Genomic DNA, 22,435 nt, shown 5'->3' on the forward strand with positions numbered 1-22,435 from the left:
AGGCCAGGCCGAACCCCAGCCCCCCAGGGGCGCGGGGAACTGCGCGACCGGCCACAACGAACCCGCACCCACAAACGTCCCGCCGGACACGGCGACCTCCATGGCGGGCCCCGCCAAAGGCGGGGCAACGACATGACCCCCAAAACGCTGCGGATCGTCGTGGTCGACGACCACACGGTGATGCGGGCGGGTGTCGTGGCCCTGCTGGCCGCCGAGCCGAGCATCGAGATCGTCGGCGAGGCGGGCGACGGCCGGGCGGCGCTCGACCTCGTCGCCGCACACGAACCCGATGTCGCACTGGTGGATCTGCGGATGCCCGTGCTGGACGGAGTGGCGACGACGACCGAGATCGTGGCGGCCCACCCCCGCACCCGGGTCCTGATCCTCACGACGTACGACACGGACGCCGAGATCGAGCGCGGGGTGGAGGCGGGCGCCATCGGCTATCTGCTCAAGGACACCACGCGCCAACAGCTCGTCGACGCGATCCACGCGGCGGCGCGGGGCGAGACGGTCCTCGCCCCGCGGGTCGCGGAGAAGCTGGTCGCCCGTATGCGCCGGCCGGCCCAGCCGCCGCTGACGGCTCGCGAGGCCGACGTCCTGAACGCCGTCGCGGACGGTCTCACCAACGCCGAGATCGGCGCCCGGCTGGTCATCGCCGAGGCCACCGTGAAGACCCACCTCCTGCGCCTGTTCGCCAAGCTGGACGTGAACGACCGGACGCGGGCGGTGGTGGTTGCGATGGAGCGCGGACTGCTGCGAAGGGCTTCCGGTACGGAAGGCTCCGGGTGATGGTTGCGGAATGCCGAAGGAGAAGACGTACCCCTGCTTCACGTGCGGCTCCTACGAGCCGCACCGCCAGCCTCAGGACGACCGGGAACGGAACGTGATCCGGAAGCTGGCCAAGAAGGAGAAGGACAACGCGTTCGTCGACGACTACTGGATCTGCGTCACCGGCGACCGCGACTGCCGCAACATCCGGTACGCGTTCAAGAACAAGCCCTTCGACCCTCCCGAGAAGATGCCCAAGCCCGAATGAGCCCCCGCTCCCTCACAGATTGCTGAAGTCCGGCCCCGCCGTGCGCGTGCGCTTGATCTCGTAGAAGCCCGGGATCGAGGCGACCATCAGCGTGCCGTCCCACAGTTTGCCGGCCTCGTCGCCCTTGGGGGCCGGGGTGACGACCGGGCCGAAGAAGGCGATCTGCTCGCCGTCGGAGCCGGGGACCGCGATCACGGGGGTGCCGACCTCCTGGCCGACCTTGTCTATGCCCTCCTTGTGGGAGGCGCGCAGCTGGGGCTCGTACGGGGTTCCGTCCCAGTGGTCCATGAGGGACTCGGGCAGGCCGGCGTCCTTCAGGGCGGCGGCGACCGCATCCTTGCCGGGACCCTCGCCCTGGTTGTGGATATGGGTGCCGAGCGCGGTGTAGAGATCGCCGAGCACCTCGGGGCCGTGCTCCTCCTGGGCCGCGATCACGACGCGGACCGGGCCCCACGCCTGGGTGGTGAGGAACTCGCGGTAGTGCTCGGACAGATTGTCGAGCTTGTCCTCGTTCAGTACCGCGAGGCTCATCAGATGCCAGCGGATCTCGATGTCCCGGACCTTCTCCACCTCCAGGACCCACCGCGAGGTCATCCACGCCCAGGGGCAGAGCGGGTCGAACCAGAAGTCGACGGGGGTCTTGCCGGCGGTCTGCGCGGTCTGCTCGGACATGCTTCTCCTCGGTACGGATCTCGGTGCGGGTCCCGGTATGGATCTCGGCATGGATCTCGGTATGGAACTCGGTATGGAACTCGGTATGGATCTCGGTGCGGCCTCAGGGGTCCACGGTCGTGTCCCTCAGCCCCAACGCAACCGGTCACCTGTGCCATTCCCGGGTGTCCGGGGTCAGGGGCACATGGCAGGATCGGTGCTGTTCACGCGTACCAGACGCGTACCCGACGCCTACCCATGACGCCACGAGGGAGTGCCGCCCGTGCCCGGTGAGAATCTGTCCCGCGACGAGGCCCGCGAGCGGGCCGCACTGCTGTCCGTCGAGGCGTACGAGGTGTCCCTGGACCTGCGCTCCGCGGTGGGCGGGACGGACGCCGGGCCGCGCACCTTCCGGTCGGTGACGACGATCCGCTTCCGCAGCGTCGAGCCCGGTGCCACGACCTTCGCGGACCTGATCGCCCCGAGCGTCACGGCCGTCTCGCTGAACGGCAGGGACCTCGACCCGGGCGCGGTCTTCGACGGCTCGCGCATCGTCCTGGAGGACCTCGCCGAGGACAACGAACTCGTCGTCGACGCCCAGTGCGCCTACAGCCGCACCGGCGAGGGCATGCACCGCTTCGTGGACCCCGAGGACGGCGAGGTCTATCTCTACACGCAGTACGAGCCGGCCGACTCCCGCCGGGTCTTCGCGAACTTCGAGCAGCCGGACCTCAAGGCGCCCTTCCGGTTCGAGGTGCGAGCCCCCGAGGGCTGGGTCGTGTGGAGCAACGGCGTCGGCGAACTGGCCGACGGGGTATGGAAGTTCGCCGAGACCAAGCCCATCTCGACGTACATCACGGCGTTCGTCGCGGGCCCGTACCACTACGTGACGGACTCCTACGAGCGGGTCTTCGAGGACGGTACGCGCCTGGAGATCCCGCTCGGCGCGATGTGCCGCAAGGGCCTGGCCCGGCACTTCGACTCCGACGACGTCTTCCTCGTCACCAAGCAGGGGCTCGACTTCTTCCACGACAACTTCGACTACCCGTACCCGTTCGGGAAGTACGACCAGGCTTTCGTGCCGGAGTACAACCTCGGCGCGATGGAGAACCCGGGACTCGTCACCTTCCGCGAGGAGTTCATCTTCCGCGGCAGGGTGACACAGGCGTCGTACGAGCGCCGGGCGAACGTGATCCTGCACGAGATGGCCCACATGTGGTTCGGCGACCTGGTGACCATGGTGTGGTGGGACGACCTGTGGCTGAAGGAGTCCTTCGCGGACTTCATGGGCACGTTCTCGATGGTCGAGGCGACCCGCTTCACGAACGGCTGGATCACCTTCGCCAACAACCGCAAGTCCTGGGCGTACCGCGCCGATCAGCTCCCCTCCACGCACCCGATCACGGCCGACATCCGTGACCTGGAGGACGCCAAGCTCAACTTCGACGGGATCACGTACGCCAAGGGGGCTTCTGTTCTGAAGCAGTTGGTGGCGTACGTGGGGCGGGACGCGTTCCTGGAGGGCGCCCGCCGCTACTTCAAGCGGCACGCGTACGGGAACACGCGGCTCGGTGATCTGCTGTCGGTCCTGGAGGAGACCAGCGGGCGCGACATGGCCGCCTGGTCGCGGTCCTGGCTGCAGACCGCAGGGGTCAACTCCCTTACACCGCAGGTGATTCTGAGCGCGGAGGGGCGCGTCACCGAGCTGGCGATCCTCCAGGAGGCCGCCGAGTCGCATCCCGAACTGCGCCCGCACCGGGTGGCGGTGGGCCTGTACCGGCGCTCGCCCGACGGCGTGGTGGAGCGGTACGCGCGCGCCGAGGTCGACGTCGAAGGCCCGCGCACGGTCGTCGGGGAGCTGGTGGGCGCCGAGGCTCCCGACCTGGTGCTCGTGAACGACGACGACCTGACGTACTGCAAGATCCGGTTCGACGAGGGCTCGTTGGCGGCCCTGCGGGACGGGCTCGGCGACATCACCGACCCGCTGGCCCGCGCCCTGTGCTGGTCGGCGCTGTGGAACCTGACCCGCGACGCGCTCATGCCCGCCCGGGACTTCATCGATCTGGTCCTGCGCTTCGCGGGCCGCGAGACCGACATCGGTGTGCTGCAGATGCTGCACGCGTGGGCCAACTCCGCGCTCACCCACTACGCGGCGCCCGGGTGGCGCGGCGAGGGCGGACGGCTGCTCGCCGAGGGTGCGCTGCGCGAGCTGCGGCTGACCGAGCCCGGCAGCCAGCACCAGCTGACGTGGGCGCGGTTCTTCGCGGCGGTCGCGTCGGGCGAGGCCGATCTCCAGTTGCTCCAGGGCCTGTTGGAGGGCACCGCGAAGATCGACGGTCTTGAGGTGGACCAGGAACTGCGCTGGGCGTTCCTGGAACCGCTCGCCGCGCACGGGGTCGCGGACGAGGGTGTCATCGCGGCCGAGCTGGCGCGGGACGACACGGCTTCGGGCAAGCGGCATCAGGTGCGCTGCCTGGCCGCGCGGCCCTCCGCGGCGGTCAAGGCGCAGGCGTGGGCGTCCGTCGTCGAGTCGGACTCGCTGTCCAACGCGCTGGTCGAGGCGACGATCGCGGGCTTCGCCCAGTCGTCGCATCGGGAGCTGACCGCTCCGTACGCGTCGAAGTACTTCGAGGTGATCGAGCGGGTGTGGGGTGAGCGGTCCATTCAGATCGGGATGGATGTGGTGAAGGGGCTGTTCCCTTCGCTGCAGGATTCCCAGGGGACCTTGGAGGCGGCTGACGCGTGGCTTGCCGACCGGGGGGCGGCTGCGCCCGCGTTGAGGAGGCTGGTGTTGGAGGCTCGGGATGATCTGGCGCGGGTCCTGCGGGGGCAGGCGTGTGACAGTGCCGTCGGCTGAGTGGGGCTTGGGGGCGCGGTTCGTGGTCGGGTGCGGGTGAGTGGGGGCTGGTCGCGCAGTTCCCCGCGCCCCTAAAAGCCAAAAGACTGCGCAGTTCCCCGCGCCCCTAAAGGGGCTCGTGGCTCACGCGGTTGACTTTCGTCCCGTCCATAACAGTTACGGAATGCGGGTAATCGGTGCCGTGACCCCCGTACGGACCAGGGGGTTTCGGCAGTCGAACGCTTGCACTTTAGGGCGAGCTTGTCCGGTTTTGTCGACGGACGTGTAACAGCGGTTAGCAGGAGGATCGGGGGCGGGAAATCCTCGGGTCATGAACCACAACACCCCGCTCTCCCCCCGGCCTCTCCGCCACCTGTCCGACGTTCAGCTCCGTGTCCTGACCACCGCCCAGTTGCGGTCGCAGGGCGTGAGCCCCGCCGACATCAACGCGCAGTGCAGGCCGGGCGGCACCTGGCAGCAGCTTCTGCCGGGCGTGTACCTGCTCCGCCCGGGCCCGGCCACCAGCGAGGAGCGGCTGCACGCGGTTCTCCTGTACGCGACCCGCTCCCCCGCGGCGGAACCGGCGGTCCCCGCCCAGCCCGGCGCGGGCGGACCGCACGCTCCGCAGCGGTACGCCGACGTGATGGTCACCGGCCTGGCGGCGCTGGCCCTGCACCGCTTCTCGTCGGCGCCCCCGCTGCTCTCGCTGGACCGCATCGACGTCCTCGTCCCGCGGCTGCGCCGGCTGCGTTCGACGGGCTGCGTCCGTATCGTCCGTACGCCGGGCATGCCGGAGCCCGAGCAGATCACCGGCATCCCGGTGGCGCCCGTCCCGCGCGCCCTGGCCGACGCGGTCGCCGACCTCGCGGACGCGGGTGTCGTACGCCGGCTGCTGACCGAGGCCGTGCGCGGCGGGCACTGTGAACCGGCCGCCGTGGTCAAGGAGTTGACGCAGGCGCGGCTGTTGAGCCGCCCGCATGTCGTGGACGCCGTCGACTCGCTGCTCGCCGAGGGGCGGGCCATCGCGGAGGACCGCCTCTACCGCATGGTCCACGACCACGGCCTGCCGGACCCCGTCTGGAACGTGGACCTCCGCCTGCCCGGCGGCCCGCACCTGGGCGGCCTCGACGCGTACTGGCCCGACCACGCGGTCGCCCTCGAACTCGACACGCGCGCGCCCCGCCAGGACGAGGACGCCATGTGGTCCGAGTACGCCCGCAAGCGCGAGCACCTGGAGCGGCTCGGCATCACGGTCGTCCACATCACCCCGAAGAAGCTCCGGGACTCGATGGAACAGCAGGCAACAGTCGTACGCACAGCCCTGATGGCTTCAGCGGACCGCGACCCGGCCGCGTATGTGGTGGTGCTGCCCCGGTAGTGACGGACCGGGACGGCGTCAGGAGGGCGGGGCCCCGGGAGCACTGGTGCCCCACTTCTCCTCAGAAGCAGCCGTGCTCTCTCAGCACCATCTGAAGGGTCGCCGAACCCTTGGCGGCGGCTTCAGTCGAACCGGTTGAGCGGCCTGCCTGTCCATGGATCCACACCCTCGTCGAGAAATCGTTCCTCGTCCCTGAAATTCAGGAATCGGGCGCTCTGGACACGCCACAGAACTTCGTCACTCACAGGGCATTCGGAGAAATCACCCCTCAACAGTCCCAGAAGAAACTCCACGATCCCGCAGTCGTGGACCTTCCACCCTCCGCCCTGCCGCTCCCACACCGCGACCGGCCACCGGTCCGGGTCGGGGTCCGAGGCCACCCAGCACAGGGTGTCCGCGCTGTTCGTCCGTCCCCAGACGAGCATGTCCTCCAGCCGGGACCGGGAACCTGCGCCGGGATCCTGCCAGACCCTCATCGACTCCGACCTCAGGGCCGTATCCGGCAGGCGCCCGGTCGTCAGCGGCACACCCGCTGATCCCGGACGTGGGATCGACACGAACAGGCTGTCCTCAATCGATCCTGCGCCGAAGACGGAAGCGAACTCCCTGTAGTCATCCGGGAACGACGCCACGTGGAGTTCGGTCGCTGCAGCTTCCCAGTCCACTTCGTCCCCCGCTCCCCCTTCATGGAGCAGGGACACGATGTCCATCAGTTCCCTCAGCGCGTTGTGCATGGCGCCTTCCTCGTCCAACGGTTCATGGCTCTGGCCGGGCTTCTTGCCGCTGCCTAGGGTGTGGCTTCCGTGGGCACTGGCAGCCCTTGATGGGTAACCGTGCCGATGCTGTACCAGTCCTTGAACTCGAGCCGTCTCCCGGGAACGGGTGAGCGGCTTCGTGCGCGCACACCCGGCCCACCCTCCGGCTCCGGGCAGTTACTTGGCGCAGAACTCCGCCTCGATCACCGCCTCGCTGTCCCCGGACCAGTCGCCGTTGAAGTTGAAGGCGAGGGAGTGGCGGCCGTCCACCGTCGTGACGGCCTCCGAGCTCGAGCCGTGGATACCGCCGCCGTGGCCCCAGACCACCACGCCGCAGCTCAGCTCGCGTTCCATGAGACCGAGGCCGTAGCCGGCGTTCGGGATCGCGTCGACCTTGATGGTGGTCTTCATCTCGGTGAGTTGCTTCTTCGGCAGCAGCCTGCCCCGCAGCAGCGCCGAGTAGAAGCGGTTGAGGTCGCCCGAGTCGGAGATCATCTCGCCTGCCGCGGAGGCGAGGGACGGGTTGAGTTCCGTGACGTCGTAGGTCGGGCCGGTGGTGGATTCGGCGAGCTTGCCGTACGCCCGGCTGCTGGGCCGGGGCATGTGCGGGTTCGTGCCGGGGACCGTCGTGGCGCGCAGGCCGAGCGGCTCGATGATGCGCTGCCCGACCTCGTCCCCGTACGCGTGGCCCGTGGCCTTCTCGATCACCATCCCGGCCAGTACGTAGTTGGTGTTGGAGTAGTTCCAGGAGGTGCCCGGCTCGAAGTCCGGCTTGTGGGCCGTCGCTGTCGCGACGAGCTGCTCGGGCGACAGCGTGTCGTACCGGTGCTCGAAGAAGCCGTCCTTCAGGAAGTAGGTCCGGCCGAAGTCCTCGTCGTCGGTGTAGTTGAAGATGCCGCTGGTGTGGTTGAGGAGCTGGCGGAGGGTGATCCGGCTGCCGTCGTGGCCGTTGCCGCGGACCACCCCCGGCAGCCACTTCTCCACCTTGTCGTCCAGCGACAGCCGTCCCTCCGCCTCCAGTTGAAGCAGCACCGTCGACACGAACGTCTTGGTGATGCTGCCGACGCGGTAGCGGTCGTGGGCGGAACGCGGCTGCTTCGTCCTGAGGTTGCCGACGCCCGAAGTGCCCTTCCAGGTCCCGTACTTGTCCTTGGCCTGCCCGGCCACACCGGGGACGCCGTCCCGCACGGCGGCGTCCATCGCCCGCTGGGTCGCGCCGTGGTCTCTGAGCGGGGCCGGGGCCGAGGACGAGGCCGGGGAGGCCATGGCCACCGGAGCCGTGAGCGAGGCCGCGACCAGTGCGGCCGCGCTCGTCAGTCCGAGGCGCAGCGTGCGGGATGCAGTCATGAGTCGTCGTGTCCCATCCGTCGTGTCCGTCGTGGTGAACCGACGGGAGGGACCCGGTGCCATGTCGTACGGGTTGCCTGCGACTGCGGCGGTTGAGCCGGTTTCGGCCTTCTGGAACAGCTCGGGTCGGCAGGCTTCAGCAGCTCAGGCCTGCTGCCCCTGCCCCTGTCCCTGCCCGCGCCCCTTGAGGAGGCTCAGGCCCGCCCCGAGGGAGACCACACCCATGCCGACGGCCGTCATCACGCCCTGTGAGCCGTCCACGACCAAGGGCGCGGCCGCGGCGACGACGAGGTTGAACAGGAACAGGAACCACAGGACCGGCTTCGAGGAGAGCAGCGCCTTCATGGGGAGTTTCCTTTCGGGTGGGGGAGCTGAGAACTCCCGCGACAGGCCGGGTTCGGCTGGGATCAACCGAGATCAACTGAGATCAACGATCCCGGGATCGGCCTGCCGCCACGAGGGAGCGCCCTCCCGAACCGGAGGTGTAGCGGGCTACACCACGGGCGGGCCCCCGGCAGGGAGGCGCCGCAGGTCAGCAGCGAGGTGGCCGCAGGTCAAGGGAGGGTTTCCGCTGATCAAAGGAAGGTGGTCGCGCGCCCGCACGTGCCCCCGTTCGCCTACTCTGATCGCCATGCGGAAGACAGTCGGGGAGGCCGCGCGGGCCACACGTCAGCTCGCGCCCGCCGCCGTGCTGTCCTTCGGCTCGTACCTCTTCATCGCGGTCCTGCTGATCGGAGCCATCGGCGCGGTCAGCGTGGTCGCCATCGGGCTGCTGCCCGAGACGGTGCTGCTGGTGCGCCGGATCGCCGGGGCCAAGCGGCGCATGGTGGCCGCGTGGACGGGCCAGGAGATCCCCGAGGCCTACCAGCACGTCGAGGGCACGGTGCGCGAGCGGGTGCGTACGGTCGTACGCGATCCGGGCACGTTCACCGATCTGCGCTGGATGGTCGCCTACTACGCCTACGGCTGTCTGCCGTATCTGGCGATCCCGCTGTGGCCGCTGGGCCTGCTCGTCGACGGTGTGTGGTGCGGGCTGCTGCGCCGCGAGGCCGTCGTGCTGCCGTTGATCGGCCGGCTCGCGGACCTCGACGCCAAGTGGTCGACCGCCCTGCTCAAGCCCTCCCCCAAGGCGGTGCTCGCCGTGCGGGTCGAGGAGCTGACCGAGACCCGGGCCGGCGCGATCGCCGCGCACGGCGCCGAGCTGCGGCGCATCGAGCGGGACCTGCACGACGGCACGCAGGCCCGGCTGGTCTCGCTGTCGATGCGGATCGGGCTGGCCAAGCGGGCGTACGACCGTGATCCCGAGGCCGCGCGCAGGCTCCTCGACGACGCCCAGGACCAGGCCGAGGAGGCCCTGACCGAACTGCGGCACGTCGTACGGGGCATCCACCCGCCGATCCTCACCGACCGCGGTCTGGCCGGCGCGGTCCGGGCGCTCGCCGCGAGCAGCGGCCTGGACGTGGCCGTGACCGTGGACGGCCTGGAGGACACCGACAGCGAGCGGGACGGGGCGCGGGACGGGGCGCGGGCTCCGGCGGCGGTCGAGGCCGCCGCGTACTTCGTCGTCGCCGAGTCGCTGACGAACGCCGCCAAGCACAGCGGTGCGGAGCGGGCCGAGGTCGGCCTCGTCCGTACCGGCAAGGGGTTGCGGGTGACCGTACGCGACGAGGGCCGGGGCGGTGCCGACGAGGCCGGGGGTTCCGGGTTGCTCGGTATGCGGCGGCGCGTCGCCGCGCTCGACGGGACCCTGCGGCTGACCAGCCCCGCCGGGGGCCCGACCGTGATCGAAGTGGAGCTGCCGTGCGTGTGGTGATCGCCGAGGACAACGCCCTGTTGCGGGAGGGGCTCGTCCTGCTGCTCACCTCCTCCGGGCACGAGGTGGTGGCCGTCGCGGGCAGCGGGCCCGAGGTGCTGCCCGCGCTGCTGGAACACCGCCCCGATGTGGCCGTGCTCGACGTCCGGATGCCGCCCGGCTTCCGCGATGAGGGGCTGCGCGCGGCGCTCGCGGCCCGCAAGGAGATCCCCGGGCTGCCGGTGCTCGTGCTCTCGCAGTACGTCGAGGAGTCGTACGCCGCGGAGTTGCTCGGCGGTGGGGCCGGCGGGGTCGGTTATCTGCTCAAGGACCGGGTGGGGCGGGTCGACGAGTTCCTGGACGCGCTTGAGCGGGTTGCCTCCGGCGGTACCGCATTGGACCCCGAGGTGGTGTCCGAGCTGCTTGTGCGGCGGCGGGACTCGCCGCTCGATTCGCTCACGCCTCGTGAGCGGGAGGTTCTTCGGCTGATGGCCGAAGGGCATGGGAATTCGGCTATTGCTGAGGCGCTTGTGGTGACTGAGCGGTCTGTGAGCAAGCACATTGGGAATGTGTTTTTGAAGTTGGGGTTGCCGCCTAGTGACAGTGGGCATCGGCGGGTGCTTGCTGTGCTTGCTTACCTGAACAACTCTTGAGTGTGCCGCCGGGGAGGTTGTGTTGAAGGTGCGGGTCGGTCGGGGCTGGGTGCGCAGTTCCCCGCGCCCCTGAAAAGCGAAGCCCTTAGCCCTCAGCCCTTCTTCAGCACCAGCTCCGTGTTGCGGTCTCCTGCCTCTCCGCTCAAGTCCGTGCGGGCGCCCGGGGCGTTGAAGGAGAGTTCTCGGTAGAGGGCGGCGAGGCCCGTCTGGGTGAGGTCGGCGAAGTCCGTGCTGTGCGGGGCGCCGGACTCGATGAGTGTGGTGAACAGGGAGACCGTGCCGTCGTGGTTGTCGACGATCTCGATCACCCGGGCGAGCTGCGGGAAGTCGATGTGGGAGGCGGTGGAGACCTCCCAGAAGGAGCGGCCGTCCGGGGCCGAGTGCGGGGTGATCTTGTTCTTGTGGCTGTGGCCGTTCACCCAGGCCAGCACCGAGCGGTACGTGCCGAGGAGCGCGAGCACCTCGTCGCCGCCGTGCCGCCGCTCGCCCGGGTGGGCCGGGTCCTCGCGGAGGTTGCGCATCGACTTGCTGGTGTGGTGGCTGAAGACGATGACGTGTTCCTTGTTCTTCTCGGCCGCCTTCAACGTCCGTTCCAGCCACCGCAGTTGGGCGGTGCCGAGTGAGCCCTCGTAGTGGCCGCCCGGGTCGGTGCTGTCGAGGCTGACACCGATCAGACCGTCGGCGATGCGGAAGGTGTAGTACTGCGTCTTCGCGGCGAGGTTGGCCTGCGAGTAGCCGTGCCCGACGGGGCCCGCTCCGGTGTGCGCGGGGTCGAGGTGCGCCTGGAGGTACTCGGCGGGGGTGAAGGGGGCACGCCCCTCGTCCGGGGTGACCGAACGCATCCTCCGCGCCTGGGACTTGAGCATCGCCTTGAAGGCCGCGCCCTTGGGGTCGCCGCCCTTCCTGACGTTGTTCCAGATGGCGACGCCCTCCGACTCGTCGAGGGTCATCAGCTTCTTGCCGCCGACCGCGAAGTCGGCGAAGAAGGAGTCGCCGGGCGCGTAGCAGCCGCCGGGCAGGGAGTCGTGGTTGCCGACCGTGGAGTACCAGGGCAGGTTGAGGCCGGGGCTGCGCAGTTCGCGGATCGCGGCGGCGAGGAAGCCGTCGATGCGCGGGAAGCCGAGCTGCTTGTCGGCGTCGCGCAGGGCCGCGTCGGGCTGCCAGTACAGCTTGAGGTCGCTGTTCTGGACGCCCTCGTAGCGGTTCGGGTCACCGGAGTTGGGGGTGATCCGGCCGCCGCTCATCACCTTCAGGAACCAGTCCAGTTCCGTCTTGGCGTTGTTGTCGGTGTTGTCGCCGGTGGTCATCACGAAGTGCAGCGGCGAGCCGGTGACGGGGGCGCCGCGCAGCGCGTTGACCCGCTCGACGAGTGAGACCGCGCCGGGCACGGACAGGGCCTCCTGGGGCCGCCAGGCGCTGGCGGTCTGGGCACGCAGGTACTCGTACCGCAGCGGGTGCTGTACGTCGACCAGGTGCAGGTCGGTGAACTGCACGAACGCGGCGAGCGCGGTGCGCCGTTCACCCCGGCCTGCCTTGGGCGCGGCCAGATCGCCGCGGACGACGCGCGACCAGGCGGGCCCGTCGCCGAGCCGCCGGTAGCCGGAGCCGCCGCGCGGGACCGCGACCGTCGAGAGGGTGGTGCCGCGGGTGTACGGAGCCAGCGGCGCGGCCGGCGCCGGGCGGGAGACCGCGAGGGGCTGCCCCTGGGGCGAGGCGGTGTGCGCGGCGGCCTCGCCCGAACCGGGCCGCAGCGCGAGGCCGATGCCCGCGGAGAGGGACACCGCCCCGGTTGCGGCCAGGAAGGCGCGGCGGTCACGAACAGTGGCGGTGGCGACAGAGCGTATGCGCGACATGGCGCGATCTCCCCGGGTCCGAACGCGTCAGCAGTGGTCGCGGGCGGTTCGCTCGCGCGAACTGCCCGCTCATACTGGATCGTTGGCACCGGGGGTGACCTGCGCGTTAACTCGACAGCAACGGGCAGCGCCGATCACCGTACGTGGATCTTGGTTACCCTCCGCGTCCACCGAGCCCTGTCCGAACCGAGGGGAGGCGGTCACTCCATGTTCACCTGGCTGGGTACGTGGGCGCTCCGCTGGAGGGCGGTTATGAATCTGCGGGTCCGCTTCGGCTGGTCGCGCAGTTCCCCGCGCCCCTTAGGCGCGCCCCGCCGCCGGGCGGTCCCGCCACAGCTTGAGGCCGACGTCCACGAGCCCCACCCGGTCCAGGGCGGGCACCTCGTCCAGAGGGTGCCAGGCCGCCAGGTCGGTGGAGCCGTCGGTCTCGTGGCGCAGTTCGCCGCCGGTGACGCCGACCTCGTAGACGATCCGCAGGCCCTGGAAGTCGGCGGCGGGGCCTAGGCGGCGCGCGAAGGTGCGCCGGATGGAGTCGACGCCGAGCAGCGCGAGGGGCTCGACCGTGTACCCGGTCTCCTCCTCGGCCTCCCGGATCACGGTGTCGTACGGGTCCTCGCCGTGGTCCATGCCGCCGCCGGGCAGCGTCCAGGGCCTGGTGCCGTTCTTCTCCACCAGGCGCGCGAGGAGTATCCGATCGTCCCGCACGCATACGGCGTAGGCCGCCACCCTCAACTCCTTGTGCATGCGCAGACGTTATTACGGCAGGGGCGGGTTCGCCGGTGAGTATTCGGGCGGCGACCAGCGCAGCGGGCTCGCCGCGAGCGTGGCCACGACGGCCTCGACGGTGAAGCGGACGGTGCGTGTGCCGTCGGGGGCGAACTCCGTGCGGGCCGTGCCGGAGAGCTGGAGGGCGGCGCCCGTCTCCCAGTCGAGGAAGAGGAGTCCGGCGCGCGGGTCGGCGGCGAGGTTGCCGAGGGTGAGGAACATCGAGTTGCCGGGGTAGTCGCGCCAGCTCAGCTCGGACGGCGAAGTGACGTGTACGAAGCCGGGGTTGCCGCCGCGGTGACTGGCGTCGGCGCCGCCACCGTGCACGGTGGCGAGGAAGAAGGTGTCGGCGGCGCTGACGAACTCCCGCTGGGCCGCGTCGAGTTCGCTGCCGCGCAGCGGCTCGCCCGGGGTGCGCGCGACCGTCTCGTACGACTCCCGTTTCTGGAGGTACTTGGGGCAGTTGGAGAAGACCTGGTCGGCCTCGACCGCCAGGCCGCGGGGTGTGGGCCGGGAGCGGCCGTTGAGCCGCATGCGGCGGCGGGTGCGCGGGTCCAGTGCGATGGTGCCGACCGGGGTTCCGGCGGCGGCGAGCGCCTCGGTGAGCGGGTCGCCCGCGCGCGGGCCGTGCGCGAGCGAGATCTGCCGCGGTCCGGTGGCCCGCACGAATCCGGGCTCGCCGGTGACAGGGGAGGCCCACACCCGGCCGGTGTCCAGGTCCGCGGCGCCGAGCACGAGCATCGGCTGGAGTTCCAGGAAGGCGGCGGCCACCGGTCGCAGCCCCTCCCCGATCGACCGTCCGACATGGTCGGCCATGTCACGCACGCCGACCCGGTCCTGCACCGCACGCGAGCCCGAGTGGTAGGCCATGGTGTCCTCCTCCTATCGCTCCTGTCGGTTCGGGCTAGAAGAAACCGCAGGTCGGAGCCTCGCCCGACGGTGCCGGCACCCCCTCCGCGCCATGGGCCGTGGAGATCTCCAGGCGCGTGCCGTCCGGGTCATGGAAGAAGATGCCCCCGGACGCGGAGCCCTCGCGATGGGCCACGACGCCCTCGTGGGCGAACTCCACGCCCTGGGCGCGCAGCGCCGTCTCGTACGCCCTGACCTGCTCGACCGTGTCGACCTCCAGGGCCAGGTGGTGCAGCCCCGCGCCGGTCGCCGCGTATCCGTGGTCCGCCTGCTGCCACAGCGTGAGCACGGGGCGGCCGTCCTCGCCGAGGAACGCGTACCGCCGGTCCTCCTCCTTGCCCTCGACGATCACCGTGAAGCCGAGGACGTCCCGGTAGAAGGCGAGCGAGCGGTCGAGGTCCGTGACGTTGAGGCCGATGTGGCCGATGCGTGGCGCGGTGGTCGTCGACATGGCACTCCCCTGTGTCGGGCCCGGCTTGCGTCGGGCCCAGCTCTGACTAACCGTTGTAAGTGACTTTAGAAGTTAGAATCGGCGAACGTCAACCGGTCACATACCCTTGACCGGTTAGCAGGGGTCGGTCGGTGCAGGTCGGCCGGGGAAGCAGGGAGCCGCCAGATGTCCGTCGCCGCCCGGGATCCACGTCCGCTCACCGGCGAGCCGCTCTCGCTGGACCTGCTCAACACGCGATGGATGCAGGAGGGCGTGATCCAGGACCTGCTGACGGACACCGGTGGGCTCGCGGTGTGGCTGGCCGCCAACAAGCTGGACTTCACCGCCGACGAGGCGACCCTCCGCCATGCGCTGACGGCACGGGACGCCCTGCGGGCCGCCGTGGACGGATCCCTGACGGAGGGTGCGGGCCGCGTCGACGCCGTGCTCGCGCACGGGCGGATCAGGGCGACCCTGACCGCGGAGGGGCCGGGCGAGGCCGCCGAGTTCCGCGACCCGTCCTGGGGACCGGCCTGGCTCGCGGCCCGCGACTACCTGGAACTGCTGGCCACCGCCCCCGACCGCATCCGGCACTGCGCCCACGAGGCGTGTGTCCTGCACTTCTTCGACACCTCGCGGAACGGCACCCGCCGCTGGTGCTCGATGGCCGCCTGCGGCAACCGCGCGAAGGCGTCCCGCCACTACGCGCGCTCGCGAGAGGGCTGAGCCCTCCGGGAATGTCCGGCCAAACGCCGCTATGCCCGCGGTGGCGTATGGCGGAATTACGCCATGGACACTTCACACCACGGTCAACCCTCCCCAAACATGTGTCACTTGGGCAAAGCTGAGCGGTCATCCGGGTTCACATACCGGACTGGGGCGATCGTTCCGATCGTCAACGGACTTTCCTTTACCTACGAGGATGCTGATGACCCCCAACCCTCAGCGAGCTCCGATCACCGGCGCGAGACGCGCGGCGCGCATAGCCGTGGCCGCCGGGCTCGTGGCCGCACTCTCCGCGGCGGGGCCGATACCCATGGCCTTCTCCGCGGACGATCCGGGTACTCCCGTCGACACGTCGGTCAAGTCCGCGAGCGGCAAGCTCGGTTCGGACGACGCCGACCTCCTCGCCGAGGCCGAGGCCGGCGGCGACAAGAACGTCACGATGATGGTCGCCACCGCGCCGGGGCAGACCGAGCAGGTCGCGGACCAGCTGGACGCGGTGAAGGGCGGCTCCGTGGGCCGTACCTACGACAAGCTCGGCTACGTCCGCGCCACCGTCCCGACCGCCAAGGCCGACGCGGCCATCAAGGCGGCCGCCAAGCTCTCCTCCGTGCACGGTATCGACCTGCGCCAGGAGATCGCGCTGGACGACCCGACGCCGTCCGCCGACACGGCCAAGGGCGCCGAGAAGGCCCCGACGGCCGGCGCCTACCCGGCGCCCGGCAAGAACACCCCCGCCGAGAACCCGTACAACCCGTCGTTCGAGACGGGTGCCGTCGACTTCGTGAAGAAGAACCCGAAGGCGGACGGCCGGGGCATCACGATCGGCGTCCTCGACTCCGGTGTGGACCTGGCGCACCCCGCGCTGCAGAAGACCACCACCGGCGAGCGCAAGATCGTCGACTGGGTGACGTCCACCGACCCGATCATCGACGGCGACGCGTCCTGGCGCGCGATGCTGACGTCGGTGTCCGGGCCCACGTTCACCTTCGGCGGCAAGACCTGGACCGCGCCCGCGGGCAGCTACCAGGTGAACCTCTTCCGCGAGTCCGCGACCGCCGGCGGCGACGCGGCCGGCGACGTGAACCGCGACGGCGACACCACCGACGCCTGGGGCGTGCTGTACGACGCGGCGGCCGGCACGGTCCGTGTCGACTCCAACGGCAACAGCGACTTCAGCGACGACGCGCCGATGAAGCCGTACAAGGACGGCTACCAGATCGGCTACTTCGGTACCGACAACCCGGCCACCGACGTGGTCGAGCGCCAGCCGTTCGTCGTGGAGATCCGCAAGGACGTCCCGATGGACCCGCTGGGCGGCGACTGGGTCGGCCAGAAGCGCGACTTCGTCAACATCGGCCTGATAGCGAGCGAGCACGGCACGCACGTCGCCGGCATCACCGCCGCGAACGGGCTGTTCGGCGGCAAGATGAACGGCGCCGCGCCCGGTGCGAAGGTCGTCTCCTCCCGCGCCTGCCTCTTCGGCCCCAGCTGCACCAACGTCGCGCTCACCGAGGGCATGATCGACCTCGTCGCCAACCGTGGCGTCGACATCGTCAACATGTCCATCGGCGGCCTCCCGGCGCTGAACGACGGCAACAACGCGCGTGCCGAGCTCTACACCCGCCTGATCGACACCTACGGCGTCGAGCTGGTCATCTCGGCCGGCAACTCGGGCCCCGGCGCCAACACGATCGGCGACCCCGGCCTGGCCGACAAGGTCATCTCGGTCGGCGCGTCCATCTCCAAGGAGACCTGGGCGTCCAACTACGGCTCGGCCGTGGAGAAGAAGTACGCGATGCTGCCCTTCTCCTCGCGCGGCCCGCGTGAGGACGGCGGTTTCACGCCGACGCTGACCGCGCCCGGTGCATCCATCAACACCACGCAGACCTGGCTGCCCGGCGGCCCGGTCGCCGAGGCCGGCTACTCCCTGCCGGCCGGCTACTCGATGCTCCAGGGCACCTCGATGGCGTCCCCGCAGGCCGCGGGCGCGTCCGCGCTGCTGCTGAGCGCCGCGAAGCAGAAGAACATCGACCTGACGCCCGCCAAGCTGCGCACCGCGCTCACCTCGACCGCGGACCACATCAGCGGCACGCAGGCGTACGCGGAGGGCGCGGGCCTCGTCAACATCCCGGACGCCTGGGACTCGATCCGTGACGGCGCCACCGCCCACGAGGCCGCGGTTTCTGAATACGTGGTGAAGGCCCCGGTCGACACCGCGATCGACTTCGCGCTCAAGACCCCGGGCTTCGGCACGGGCCTCTACGACCGCGAGGGCGGCCTCAAGGTCGGCCAGAAGAAGACGTACGACGTCACCATCACCCGTACGACCGGCGCCGACCGCGCCATCCGGCACGAGCTGCACCTGGAGAACAACCGGGACGACACGTTCAGGATCGTCGGCAGCGACGAGGTCTCGCTGCCGCTGAACAAGCCGGTGACGGTGAAGGTCGCGGCCAAGGCCGAGAACTCCGGTCTCAGCAGCGCGATCCTGGAGGTCGACGACCCGAGGACCGAGGGCATCGACAAGCAGGTCCTCACCACGGTCGTGGTCTCCGCCCCGCTGAAGTACACCTACTCGGCGTCCGGCACGGTCCAGCGCAACTCCAGCAAGTCGTACTTCGTGACCGTCCCCGAGGGTGCCAAGGCCCTCGAGGTGGCGATCGGCGGGCTGAAGGACAAGAGCCAGACCCGGTTCATCGCCATCCACCCGTACGGCGTTCCGGTCGACAACACCTCGACGCCGTTCTGCTACAACAACTACCTCGACGGCAACGGCTGCAAGCCCGACGTGCGTTCGTACGCCGACCCGCAGCCCGGCGTCTGGGAGATCGAGGTCGAGTCGCGCCGTACGTCGCCGGTGCTCGACAACCCGTACAAGCTGAACGTCGAGGTGCTCGGCGCCGACTTCGACCCGGCGGTCGTGACCGTCCCCGAGGCCAAGGTCGGCACGCCGGCCCCGGTCTCCTGGAAGGTGACGAACAAGCTCGTCGCGGTCGACGGTTCGCTCAAGGGCGGCCCGCTCGGCTCCTCCAAGAACGCCCGGCCGACCATCGCCGACGGCGCCACGGACACCACCACGGTGGACGTGCCCGCGGGCGCCGAATCGCTCGACGTCACCATCGGCAACGTCTCGGACGCCGCGGCGGACCTCGACCTGACCGTCTACGACGCTCAGGGCAACCAGGTCGGCCAGTCCGCGGACGGCGACTCCGAGGAGTCCGTCTCCGTCCCGTCGCCCGCCGCCGGCACGTACACCATCGAGGTCGTCGGCTACGCGATCCCGGCGGGTTCCACGGCGTACGACTACCTGGACGTGTACTTCGCGCCTTCGCTCGGCGAGGTCCAGGTCGACTCGACGCCCGTGAAGCTCGGCACCGGGGCCACCGCCTCGGTCGAGGCCAAGGTCGTCGCGAACGCGGCGCCGCCGGAGGGCCGGACGTTCTTCGGGCGCGCACAGCTCGTGAACGCGCGGGGCACGGTGGCCGGTACCGGCAGCGTGCTGATCGAGAAGGTCACGCCGTAGCTCACGCCGTAGCTTTCGTGAGGCTCTGAACGGCTTGCTCTCTGTACGGCTTGCTCTCTGTACGAGAAGGGCGGGCGTCCGGTCCCACCGGTCGCCCGCCCTTCTCGTTGCCCGCAGGCCCTACCCCCCGTTCGGGCCCGCGCACTCCATCCCCCGCGCTCCCGGCAGCGCGTCCACGATGCCCTTGCGGGCGTCTGCGACACCCCCGCCGGTCTCCCAGTCCTGCCGGTCCTGCGGGTACACCGGCACCCTGACCAGGGTGTACGTCCCGACCTTCAGGTCCGCCCTGGCACTGTCGAGCAGCGTGACGGTGATCGTCGGGTGGTCCGTCACGGACTGCTCGGGCCGGTAGTAGCGCTTCACCTCCAGGACGACGCGTACGTTCCCGTCGTCGGTGGGCGTGATGCTCCGTACGGTCCCCTCGACGAGGACCTTGGAGCAGGCGAGGTGCATCTCGGGCGAGTACAGCGACGAGTCGCCCGCGCCGTCCTCCTGCTTCGCGGACGACGAGTCGGCGCCCCCGTCTGCGGCGCCCCCCTGCACCCCGAGCCACACCAACCCGCCGAGCATCGCCGTGCCCGCGCCCACCACGAGGGTGCCGAGTGCCACACCCGCGTAACGCCGGTACCAGGGCGGCTGGGACGGCCTGGCCGGTTTGGGCGCCCTGATCGACTTCGGTTTCCTGAGCGGTTTCGGTGTCCTGAGCGGCTTCGGCGTTCTGCGCGGCTTCGGTTTCCCGAGCGGTACGGGTGGCGGGGACGGCTCGGCTTCGGACCGCCCGCCTTCTGCGGCCGGTGTCTGCGCACTCGCTGTCCGCGTACTCGCTGCCTCCGTACCCAGTGTCTCCGTACCCAGTGTCTCCGTACCCGGTGTCTCCGCGGCCAGCGTGTCGCCCATGAGCCGCAGCTGGTCCCTGAGCAGGGCGATGTCCGCGAGCGCGGACCGGTGTTCCGCCAGGAACTCCGCGTCGTCCCGGGCGTCCTCGGGGAGGGGTTCGTCCGTGAGCGCGGCCATCAGCGCGTCCATTGCCGCACTGCCTTCGTATTCGGCCACTTCACACCACCTCGTCCTCGTGCAGGCGGGCGCGCAGCGCGCGGACCGCCGTGTGCAGCCTGCTCTTGACCGTGCCCTCCGGGATGCCGAGTTCCTCGGCGATGCCACGGACGGGCAGGTCGGCGTAGAAGCGCAGCACGAGGATCTGCCGCTGGGCGTCCGGCAGTTCGTCCAGGCCCTGGGCCACCGCGAGCGACATCACCTTGGTGTCGTCGCCCGAGTCGCCCTCGGTGTGCGGCGGCTGCCTCAGCGAGGCCAGCCGCTCACCGATCCGCTCCTGGCGGCGCCTGGCGCGATGCCAGTCCATCGCCAGGTTCGACGCGACGACCGCCGCCCACGCCGACACGTCACGCGGTGCCTCCGCCCCGCTCGCCGCGCGCTCCAGGAGCCGCAGCCGGACCTGCTGCACCCCGTCCGGCAGGTCCGCCTGCGGCACCCCGCCGAGCGCGAGCACAGCACGCACCCGGCGCTCCTGGGCCGCGTCCAAGGGGTCGTCGAGCGTCCCCCCGGCGCTCTCCCCGCCCCCCAGGACGCGGCGGGCTTTTCTGCGCAGCACAGCCACCCCTCCCCTCGCCGCGTTTTCTCTAGGACGCTGGTGGTGCGGGAAACGTTCGGCCCGATCGCGGGAATCTTCGGAACCGGGAGTCGAATGTCACACGGGTCCGGAAACCGGGCCCAGCACTCGGCCCGGACCCGGGCGGTCCCGTCCCAGTCCTCGGTCTCCGAGGTCAAAGGATTGGACAGGCGGGCCGGGGTGAGACGCATGATGGAAACACTGGCCAGCTATGCACAGGCAAAAGGAGTCGCCGTGAAGGTAGGAATCGTCGGAGCCACCGGTCAGGTCGGCACGGTCATGCTCAAGATCCTCGCTGAGCGGGACTTCCCGATGGAGACGCTGCGGCTGTTCGCCTCGGCGCGGTCGGCCGGTTCGACGATCGACTACAAGGGCACGGCCGTGACCGTGGAGGACGCCTCCACCGCCGACTACAGCGGCCTGGACATCGTCCTGTTCTCCGCGGGCGGCGCCACCTCCAAGGCGCTCGCCGAGAAGGTCGCCTCCCAGGGTGCCGTCGTGATCGACAACTCGTCGGCGTGGCGCCGGGACCCGGACGTACCCCTCGTGGTCTCCGAGGTGAACCCGCACGCGATCACCGACCGCCCCAAGGGCATCATCGCCAACCCGAACTGCACGACGATGGCCGCGATGCCCGTGCTCAAGCCGCTCCACGAGGAGGCGGGCCTCGAAGCGCTGGTCGTCGCGACGTACCAGGCCGTGTCCGGGTCGGGGCTCGCGGGCGTGGCGGAGCTGCACAGTCAGGTGCAGAAGGTCGTGGCTGACGCGGACAAGCTGACGCACGACGGTTCGGCGGTCGACTTCCCGGAGCCCGGCGTCTACAAGCGCCCCATCGCCTTCAACGTCCTCCCGCTCGCCGGCTCGATCGTCGACGACGGTCTGAACGAGACCGACGAGGAGCAGAAGCTCCGCAACGAGTCCCGCAAGATCCTGGAGATCCCGGCCCTCAAGGTCTCCGGCACGTGTGTCCGCGTCCCGGTGTTCTCGGGCCACTCCCTCCAGGTCAACGCCCGCTTCGCGCGTCCCCTGTCGGTGGAGCGTGCGACGGAGCTCCTCGCGGGTGCCCCGGGTGTCGCCCTCTCCGACATCCCGACCCCCCTCCAGGCCGCCGGGCAGGACCCGTCCTTCGTCGGGCGCATCCGTGCGGACGAGACCGTGGACCACGGCCTGGCCCTCTTCGTCTCCAACGACAACCTCCGCAAGGGGGCCGCGTTGAACGCGGTCCAGATCGCGGAGCTGGTGGCCGCGGACCTCAAGGCCTGACTCCTTCCCCAACCCCACCCCTTCCCGAAACTGGGGGCTGCCGCCCCCCAGACCCCCGCGTCCTCAGACGCCGGACGGGCTGGGGGGCGGGTGGGAAAGCCGGAGCGGCGCCTTGTCCTCAAACGCCGGACGGGCTCAGACGTATGTGCGGGTTCGTTGTGGCTGGTCGCGCAGTTCCTCGCGCCCCTAAAAGCCAAAAGATTGCGCAGTTCCCCGCGCCCCTGAAAAGGGGCGCGGGGAACTGCGCAATCTTTTGCGGGGGTTCGGGGGCGGAGCCCCTGAGTCAGGGACGGGAATGGGTAGGGGCGGCGGGGGCGAGGAAAAAGCCCTACAGCCGCCGCACCTCATACAGGAAGCAGCCGTACTCCACCGCACGGACGTGCACCAGAGCCACCCCAGGATCGGCGAAGGCATCCGAAAAGGCCGCGTCCAGCGATTCGTCGGGCGTCGACGGGAGGTCGAGGAGACGCCCACCGAGGATGCGCCCCTCGCCGGAGTACCGCCGCACGGTACGCAGAACCCCGGGCCGAGCGAACGGATACCGCCCACCCCCCACCGGCCCCCCACACTCCTCGGCGTGCACGAACACGGGCCCCTGCTCGTCGTACGCCCCCGGCTCGACCCCCACCCCCGCGGCCCACCGCCGCAACGGAGCGTACGAGACAAGAGCAACCCGCTCCCCCCTCTCACTCCGCCGCAGACAGCACCGCAGCGGACTCCCGCCCTCCTCCTCCACGAACGGAACACACGCCCGTCCGGCGTCATCGACGTCACGGAGTTCCTTCAGCACACCCGGTGTGATCGGGCGCGCGGTATATGTCGTCATGCCATCCAGACTCCCGCCCCCACACCCCTTCCACCGGCGGGAAACGGACATCGCGTTCCCCG

Annotated in this window: 20 protein-coding genes; 9 read left to right on the forward strand and 11 right to left on the reverse strand. The window is 70.3% G+C overall.

The window, feature by feature from the left end; translation table 11 throughout:
* Positions 1 to 132: 132 nt before the first annotated feature.
* Together ACIBEI_RS31080 and ACIBEI_RS31085 are read left to right on the forward strand one after the other, a co-directional pair.
* On the forward strand, positions 133 to 792 hold the full coding sequence (locus ACIBEI_RS31080; RefSeq protein WP_398893525.1) for a response regulator: 660 nt from the start codon (positions 133 to 135) through the stop codon (positions 790 to 792).
* 10 nt (positions 793 to 802) lie between these two features.
* Entirely contained in the window at positions 803 to 1,039 is a 237-nt protein-coding gene (locus ACIBEI_RS31085) for a hypothetical protein (RefSeq protein WP_398893526.1), read from the forward strand.
* Between the two features lie 12 nt (positions 1,040 to 1,051).
* Here ACIBEI_RS31085 and ACIBEI_RS31090 read toward each other — a convergent pair whose 3' ends face one another.
* On the reverse strand, positions 1,052 to 1,711 hold the full coding sequence (locus ACIBEI_RS31090) for a DsbA family protein (protein ID WP_398893527.1): 660 nt from the start codon (positions 1,709 to 1,711) through the stop codon (positions 1,052 to 1,054).
* Positions 1,712 to 1,973: 262 nt separating this feature from the next.
* On the opposite strand from ACIBEI_RS31090, the gene pepN reads away from it, so the two are divergent.
* Both pepN and ACIBEI_RS31100 read left to right on the forward strand, forming a co-directional pair.
* A complete protein-coding gene (pepN, locus tag ACIBEI_RS31095; protein ID WP_398893528.1) occupies positions 1,974 to 4,547 on the forward strand; it encodes an aminopeptidase N in 2,574 nt (857 codons plus the stop codon).
* Positions 4,548 to 4,857: 310 nt separating this feature from the next.
* Positions 4,858 to 5,904, forward strand: coding sequence for a hypothetical protein (locus ACIBEI_RS31100; RefSeq protein ID WP_398893529.1), 1,047 nt, complete (start codon positions 4,858 to 4,860; stop codon positions 5,902 to 5,904).
* A 122-nt stretch (positions 5,905 to 6,026) separates the two neighbouring features.
* Here the strand turns inward: ACIBEI_RS31100 and ACIBEI_RS31105 are convergent, their stop codons facing one another.
* The 3 genes from ACIBEI_RS31105 to ACIBEI_RS31115 all read right to left on the reverse strand — a co-directional run bounded on the left by ACIBEI_RS31105 (position 6,027) and on the right by ACIBEI_RS31115 (position 8,351).
* The gene (locus tag ACIBEI_RS31105; protein WP_398893530.1) at positions 6,027 to 6,638 is read right to left on the reverse strand and encodes a hypothetical protein; all 612 of its coding nucleotides are present in this window, start codon (positions 6,636 to 6,638) and stop codon (positions 6,027 to 6,029) included.
* Positions 6,639 to 6,836: 198 nt separating this feature from the next.
* A complete protein-coding gene (locus ACIBEI_RS31110) occupies positions 6,837 to 8,006 on the reverse strand; it encodes a serine hydrolase domain-containing protein (RefSeq protein ID WP_398893531.1) in 1,170 nt (389 codons plus the stop codon).
* 144 nt (positions 8,007 to 8,150) lie between these two features.
* Positions 8,151 to 8,351: a hypothetical protein gene (locus ACIBEI_RS31115; protein WP_398893532.1), complete on the reverse strand. Its 201-nt coding sequence runs from the start codon at positions 8,349 to 8,351 to the stop codon at positions 8,151 to 8,153.
* A 286-nt stretch (positions 8,352 to 8,637) separates the two neighbouring features.
* Between ACIBEI_RS31115 and ACIBEI_RS31120 the strand changes: the two genes are divergently transcribed.
* Together ACIBEI_RS31120 and ACIBEI_RS31125 are read left to right on the forward strand one after the other, a co-directional pair.
* A complete protein-coding gene (locus ACIBEI_RS31120) occupies positions 8,638 to 9,819 on the forward strand; it encodes a sensor histidine kinase (RefSeq protein WP_398893533.1) in 1,182 nt (393 codons plus the stop codon).
* Positions 9,807 to 10,451, forward strand: coding sequence for a response regulator (locus ACIBEI_RS31125; protein ID WP_398893534.1), 645 nt, complete (start codon positions 9,807 to 9,809; stop codon positions 10,449 to 10,451). The genes ACIBEI_RS31120 and ACIBEI_RS31125 overlap by 13 nt, the downstream gene beginning before the upstream one ends.
* Before the next feature lie 92 nt (positions 10,452 to 10,543).
* Here ACIBEI_RS31125 and ACIBEI_RS31130 read toward each other — a convergent pair whose 3' ends face one another.
* From ACIBEI_RS31130 to ACIBEI_RS31145, 4 genes are all read right to left on the reverse strand, one after another.
* Entirely contained in the window at positions 10,544 to 12,304 is a 1,761-nt protein-coding gene (locus ACIBEI_RS31130; RefSeq protein WP_398893535.1) for a TIGR03767 family metallophosphoesterase, read from the reverse strand.
* Between the two features lie 300 nt (positions 12,305 to 12,604).
* Positions 12,605 to 13,048 carry an NUDIX hydrolase gene (locus ACIBEI_RS31135; protein WP_398893536.1) on the reverse strand — a complete coding sequence of 148 codons (444 nt, stop codon included), beginning with the start codon at positions 13,046 to 13,048 and terminating at the stop codon, positions 12,605 to 12,607.
* 12 nt (positions 13,049 to 13,060) lie between these two features.
* A complete protein-coding gene (locus ACIBEI_RS31140; RefSeq protein ID WP_398893537.1) occupies positions 13,061 to 13,939 on the reverse strand; it encodes a pyridoxamine 5'-phosphate oxidase family protein in 879 nt (292 codons plus the stop codon).
* Between the two features lie 34 nt (positions 13,940 to 13,973).
* Positions 13,974 to 14,429, reverse strand: a complete 456-nt coding sequence (locus ACIBEI_RS31145) for a VOC family protein (RefSeq protein WP_398893538.1) — start codon at positions 14,427 to 14,429, stop codon at positions 13,974 to 13,976.
* Positions 14,430 to 14,594: 165 nt separating this feature from the next.
* Between ACIBEI_RS31145 and ACIBEI_RS31150 the strand changes: the two genes are divergently transcribed.
* Both ACIBEI_RS31150 and ACIBEI_RS31155 read left to right on the forward strand, forming a co-directional pair.
* On the forward strand, positions 14,595 to 15,134 hold the full coding sequence (locus tag ACIBEI_RS31150; RefSeq protein WP_398893539.1) for a CGNR zinc finger domain-containing protein: 540 nt from the start codon (positions 14,595 to 14,597) through the stop codon (positions 15,132 to 15,134).
* A gap of 202 nt (positions 15,135 to 15,336) precedes the next feature.
* Complete coding sequence (locus ACIBEI_RS31155) at positions 15,337 to 18,657, forward strand: S8 family serine peptidase (protein WP_398893540.1); 3,321 nt, start codon at positions 15,337 to 15,339, stop codon at positions 18,655 to 18,657.
* Positions 18,658 to 18,777: 120 nt separating this feature from the next.
* On the opposite strand, the gene ACIBEI_RS31160 is transcribed toward ACIBEI_RS31155, so the two are convergent.
* Together ACIBEI_RS31160 and ACIBEI_RS31165 are read right to left on the reverse strand one after the other, a co-directional pair.
* A complete protein-coding gene (locus ACIBEI_RS31160) occupies positions 18,778 to 19,710 on the reverse strand; it encodes a hypothetical protein (protein ID WP_398893541.1) in 933 nt (310 codons plus the stop codon).
* Position 19,711: 1 nt separating this feature from the next.
* The gene (locus ACIBEI_RS31165) at positions 19,712 to 20,266 is read right to left on the reverse strand and encodes an RNA polymerase sigma factor (RefSeq protein WP_398893542.1); all 555 of its coding nucleotides are present in this window, start codon (positions 20,264 to 20,266) and stop codon (positions 19,712 to 19,714) included.
* 252 nt (positions 20,267 to 20,518) lie between these two features.
* Between ACIBEI_RS31165 and ACIBEI_RS31170 the strand changes: the two genes are divergently transcribed.
* Positions 20,519 to 21,547: an aspartate-semialdehyde dehydrogenase gene (locus ACIBEI_RS31170; protein WP_398893543.1), complete on the forward strand. Its 1,029-nt coding sequence runs from the start codon at positions 20,519 to 20,521 to the stop codon at positions 21,545 to 21,547.
* Between the two features lie 328 nt (positions 21,548 to 21,875).
* Here the strand turns inward: ACIBEI_RS31170 and ACIBEI_RS31175 are convergent, their stop codons facing one another.
* Positions 21,876 to 22,373 (reverse strand): DUF1203 domain-containing protein, encoded by a 498-nt coding sequence (locus ACIBEI_RS31175; protein WP_398893544.1) that lies wholly within the window; start codon positions 22,371 to 22,373, stop codon positions 21,876 to 21,878.
* Between the last annotated feature and the right edge of the window lie 62 nt (positions 22,374 to 22,435).

Source organism: Streptomyces sp. NPDC050988, from assembly GCF_044456225.1.
Taxonomy (GTDB): Bacteria; Actinomycetota; Actinomycetes; order Streptomycetales; family Streptomycetaceae; genus Streptomyces.

Excerpts from the sequence above, each read along its gene's own strand:
- ACIBEI_RS31115 (WP_398893532.1), bottom strand. The coding sequence starts at position 8,351 with ATGAAGGCGCTGCTCTCCTCGAAGCCGGTCCTGTGGTTCCTGTTCCTG.
- ACIBEI_RS31140 (WP_398893537.1), bottom strand. The coding sequence starts at position 13,939 with ATGGCCTACCACTCGGGCTCGCGTGCGGTGCAGGACCGGGTCGGCGTG.
- ACIBEI_RS31145 (WP_398893538.1), bottom strand. The coding sequence starts at position 14,429 with ATGTCGACGACCACCGCGCCACGCATCGGCCACATCGGCCTCAACGTC.
- ACIBEI_RS31135 (WP_398893536.1), bottom strand. The coding sequence starts at position 13,048 with ATGCACAAGGAGTTGAGGGTGGCGGCCTACGCCGTATGCGTGCGGGAC.
- ACIBEI_RS31100 (WP_398893529.1), top strand. The coding sequence starts at position 4,858 with ATGAACCACAACACCCCGCTCTCCCCCCGGCCTCTCCGCCACCTGTCC.
- ACIBEI_RS31080 (WP_398893525.1), top strand. The coding sequence starts at position 133 with ATGACCCCCAAAACGCTGCGGATCGTCGTGGTCGACGACCACACGGTG.
- ACIBEI_RS31130 (WP_398893535.1), bottom strand. The coding sequence starts at position 12,304 with ATGTCGCGCATACGCTCTGTCGCCACCGCCACTGTTCGTGACCGCCGC.
- ACIBEI_RS31155 (WP_398893540.1), top strand. The coding sequence starts at position 15,337 with ATGACCCCCAACCCTCAGCGAGCTCCGATCACCGGCGCGAGACGCGCG.
- ACIBEI_RS31085 (WP_398893526.1), top strand. The coding sequence starts at position 803 with ATGCCGAAGGAGAAGACGTACCCCTGCTTCACGTGCGGCTCCTACGAG.
- ACIBEI_RS31175 (WP_398893544.1), bottom strand. The coding sequence starts at position 22,373 with ATGACGACATATACCGCGCGCCCGATCACACCGGGTGTGCTGAAGGAA.
- ACIBEI_RS31120 (WP_398893533.1), top strand. The coding sequence starts at position 8,638 with ATGCGGAAGACAGTCGGGGAGGCCGCGCGGGCCACACGTCAGCTCGCG.
- ACIBEI_RS31150 (WP_398893539.1), top strand. The coding sequence starts at position 14,595 with ATGTCCGTCGCCGCCCGGGATCCACGTCCGCTCACCGGCGAGCCGCTC.
- ACIBEI_RS31110 (WP_398893531.1), bottom strand. The coding sequence starts at position 8,006 with ATGACTGCATCCCGCACGCTGCGCCTCGGACTGACGAGCGCGGCCGCA.
- ACIBEI_RS31105 (WP_398893530.1), bottom strand. The coding sequence starts at position 6,638 with ATGCACAACGCGCTGAGGGAACTGATGGACATCGTGTCCCTGCTCCAT.
- ACIBEI_RS31090 (WP_398893527.1), bottom strand. The coding sequence starts at position 1,711 with ATGTCCGAGCAGACCGCGCAGACCGCCGGCAAGACCCCCGTCGACTTC.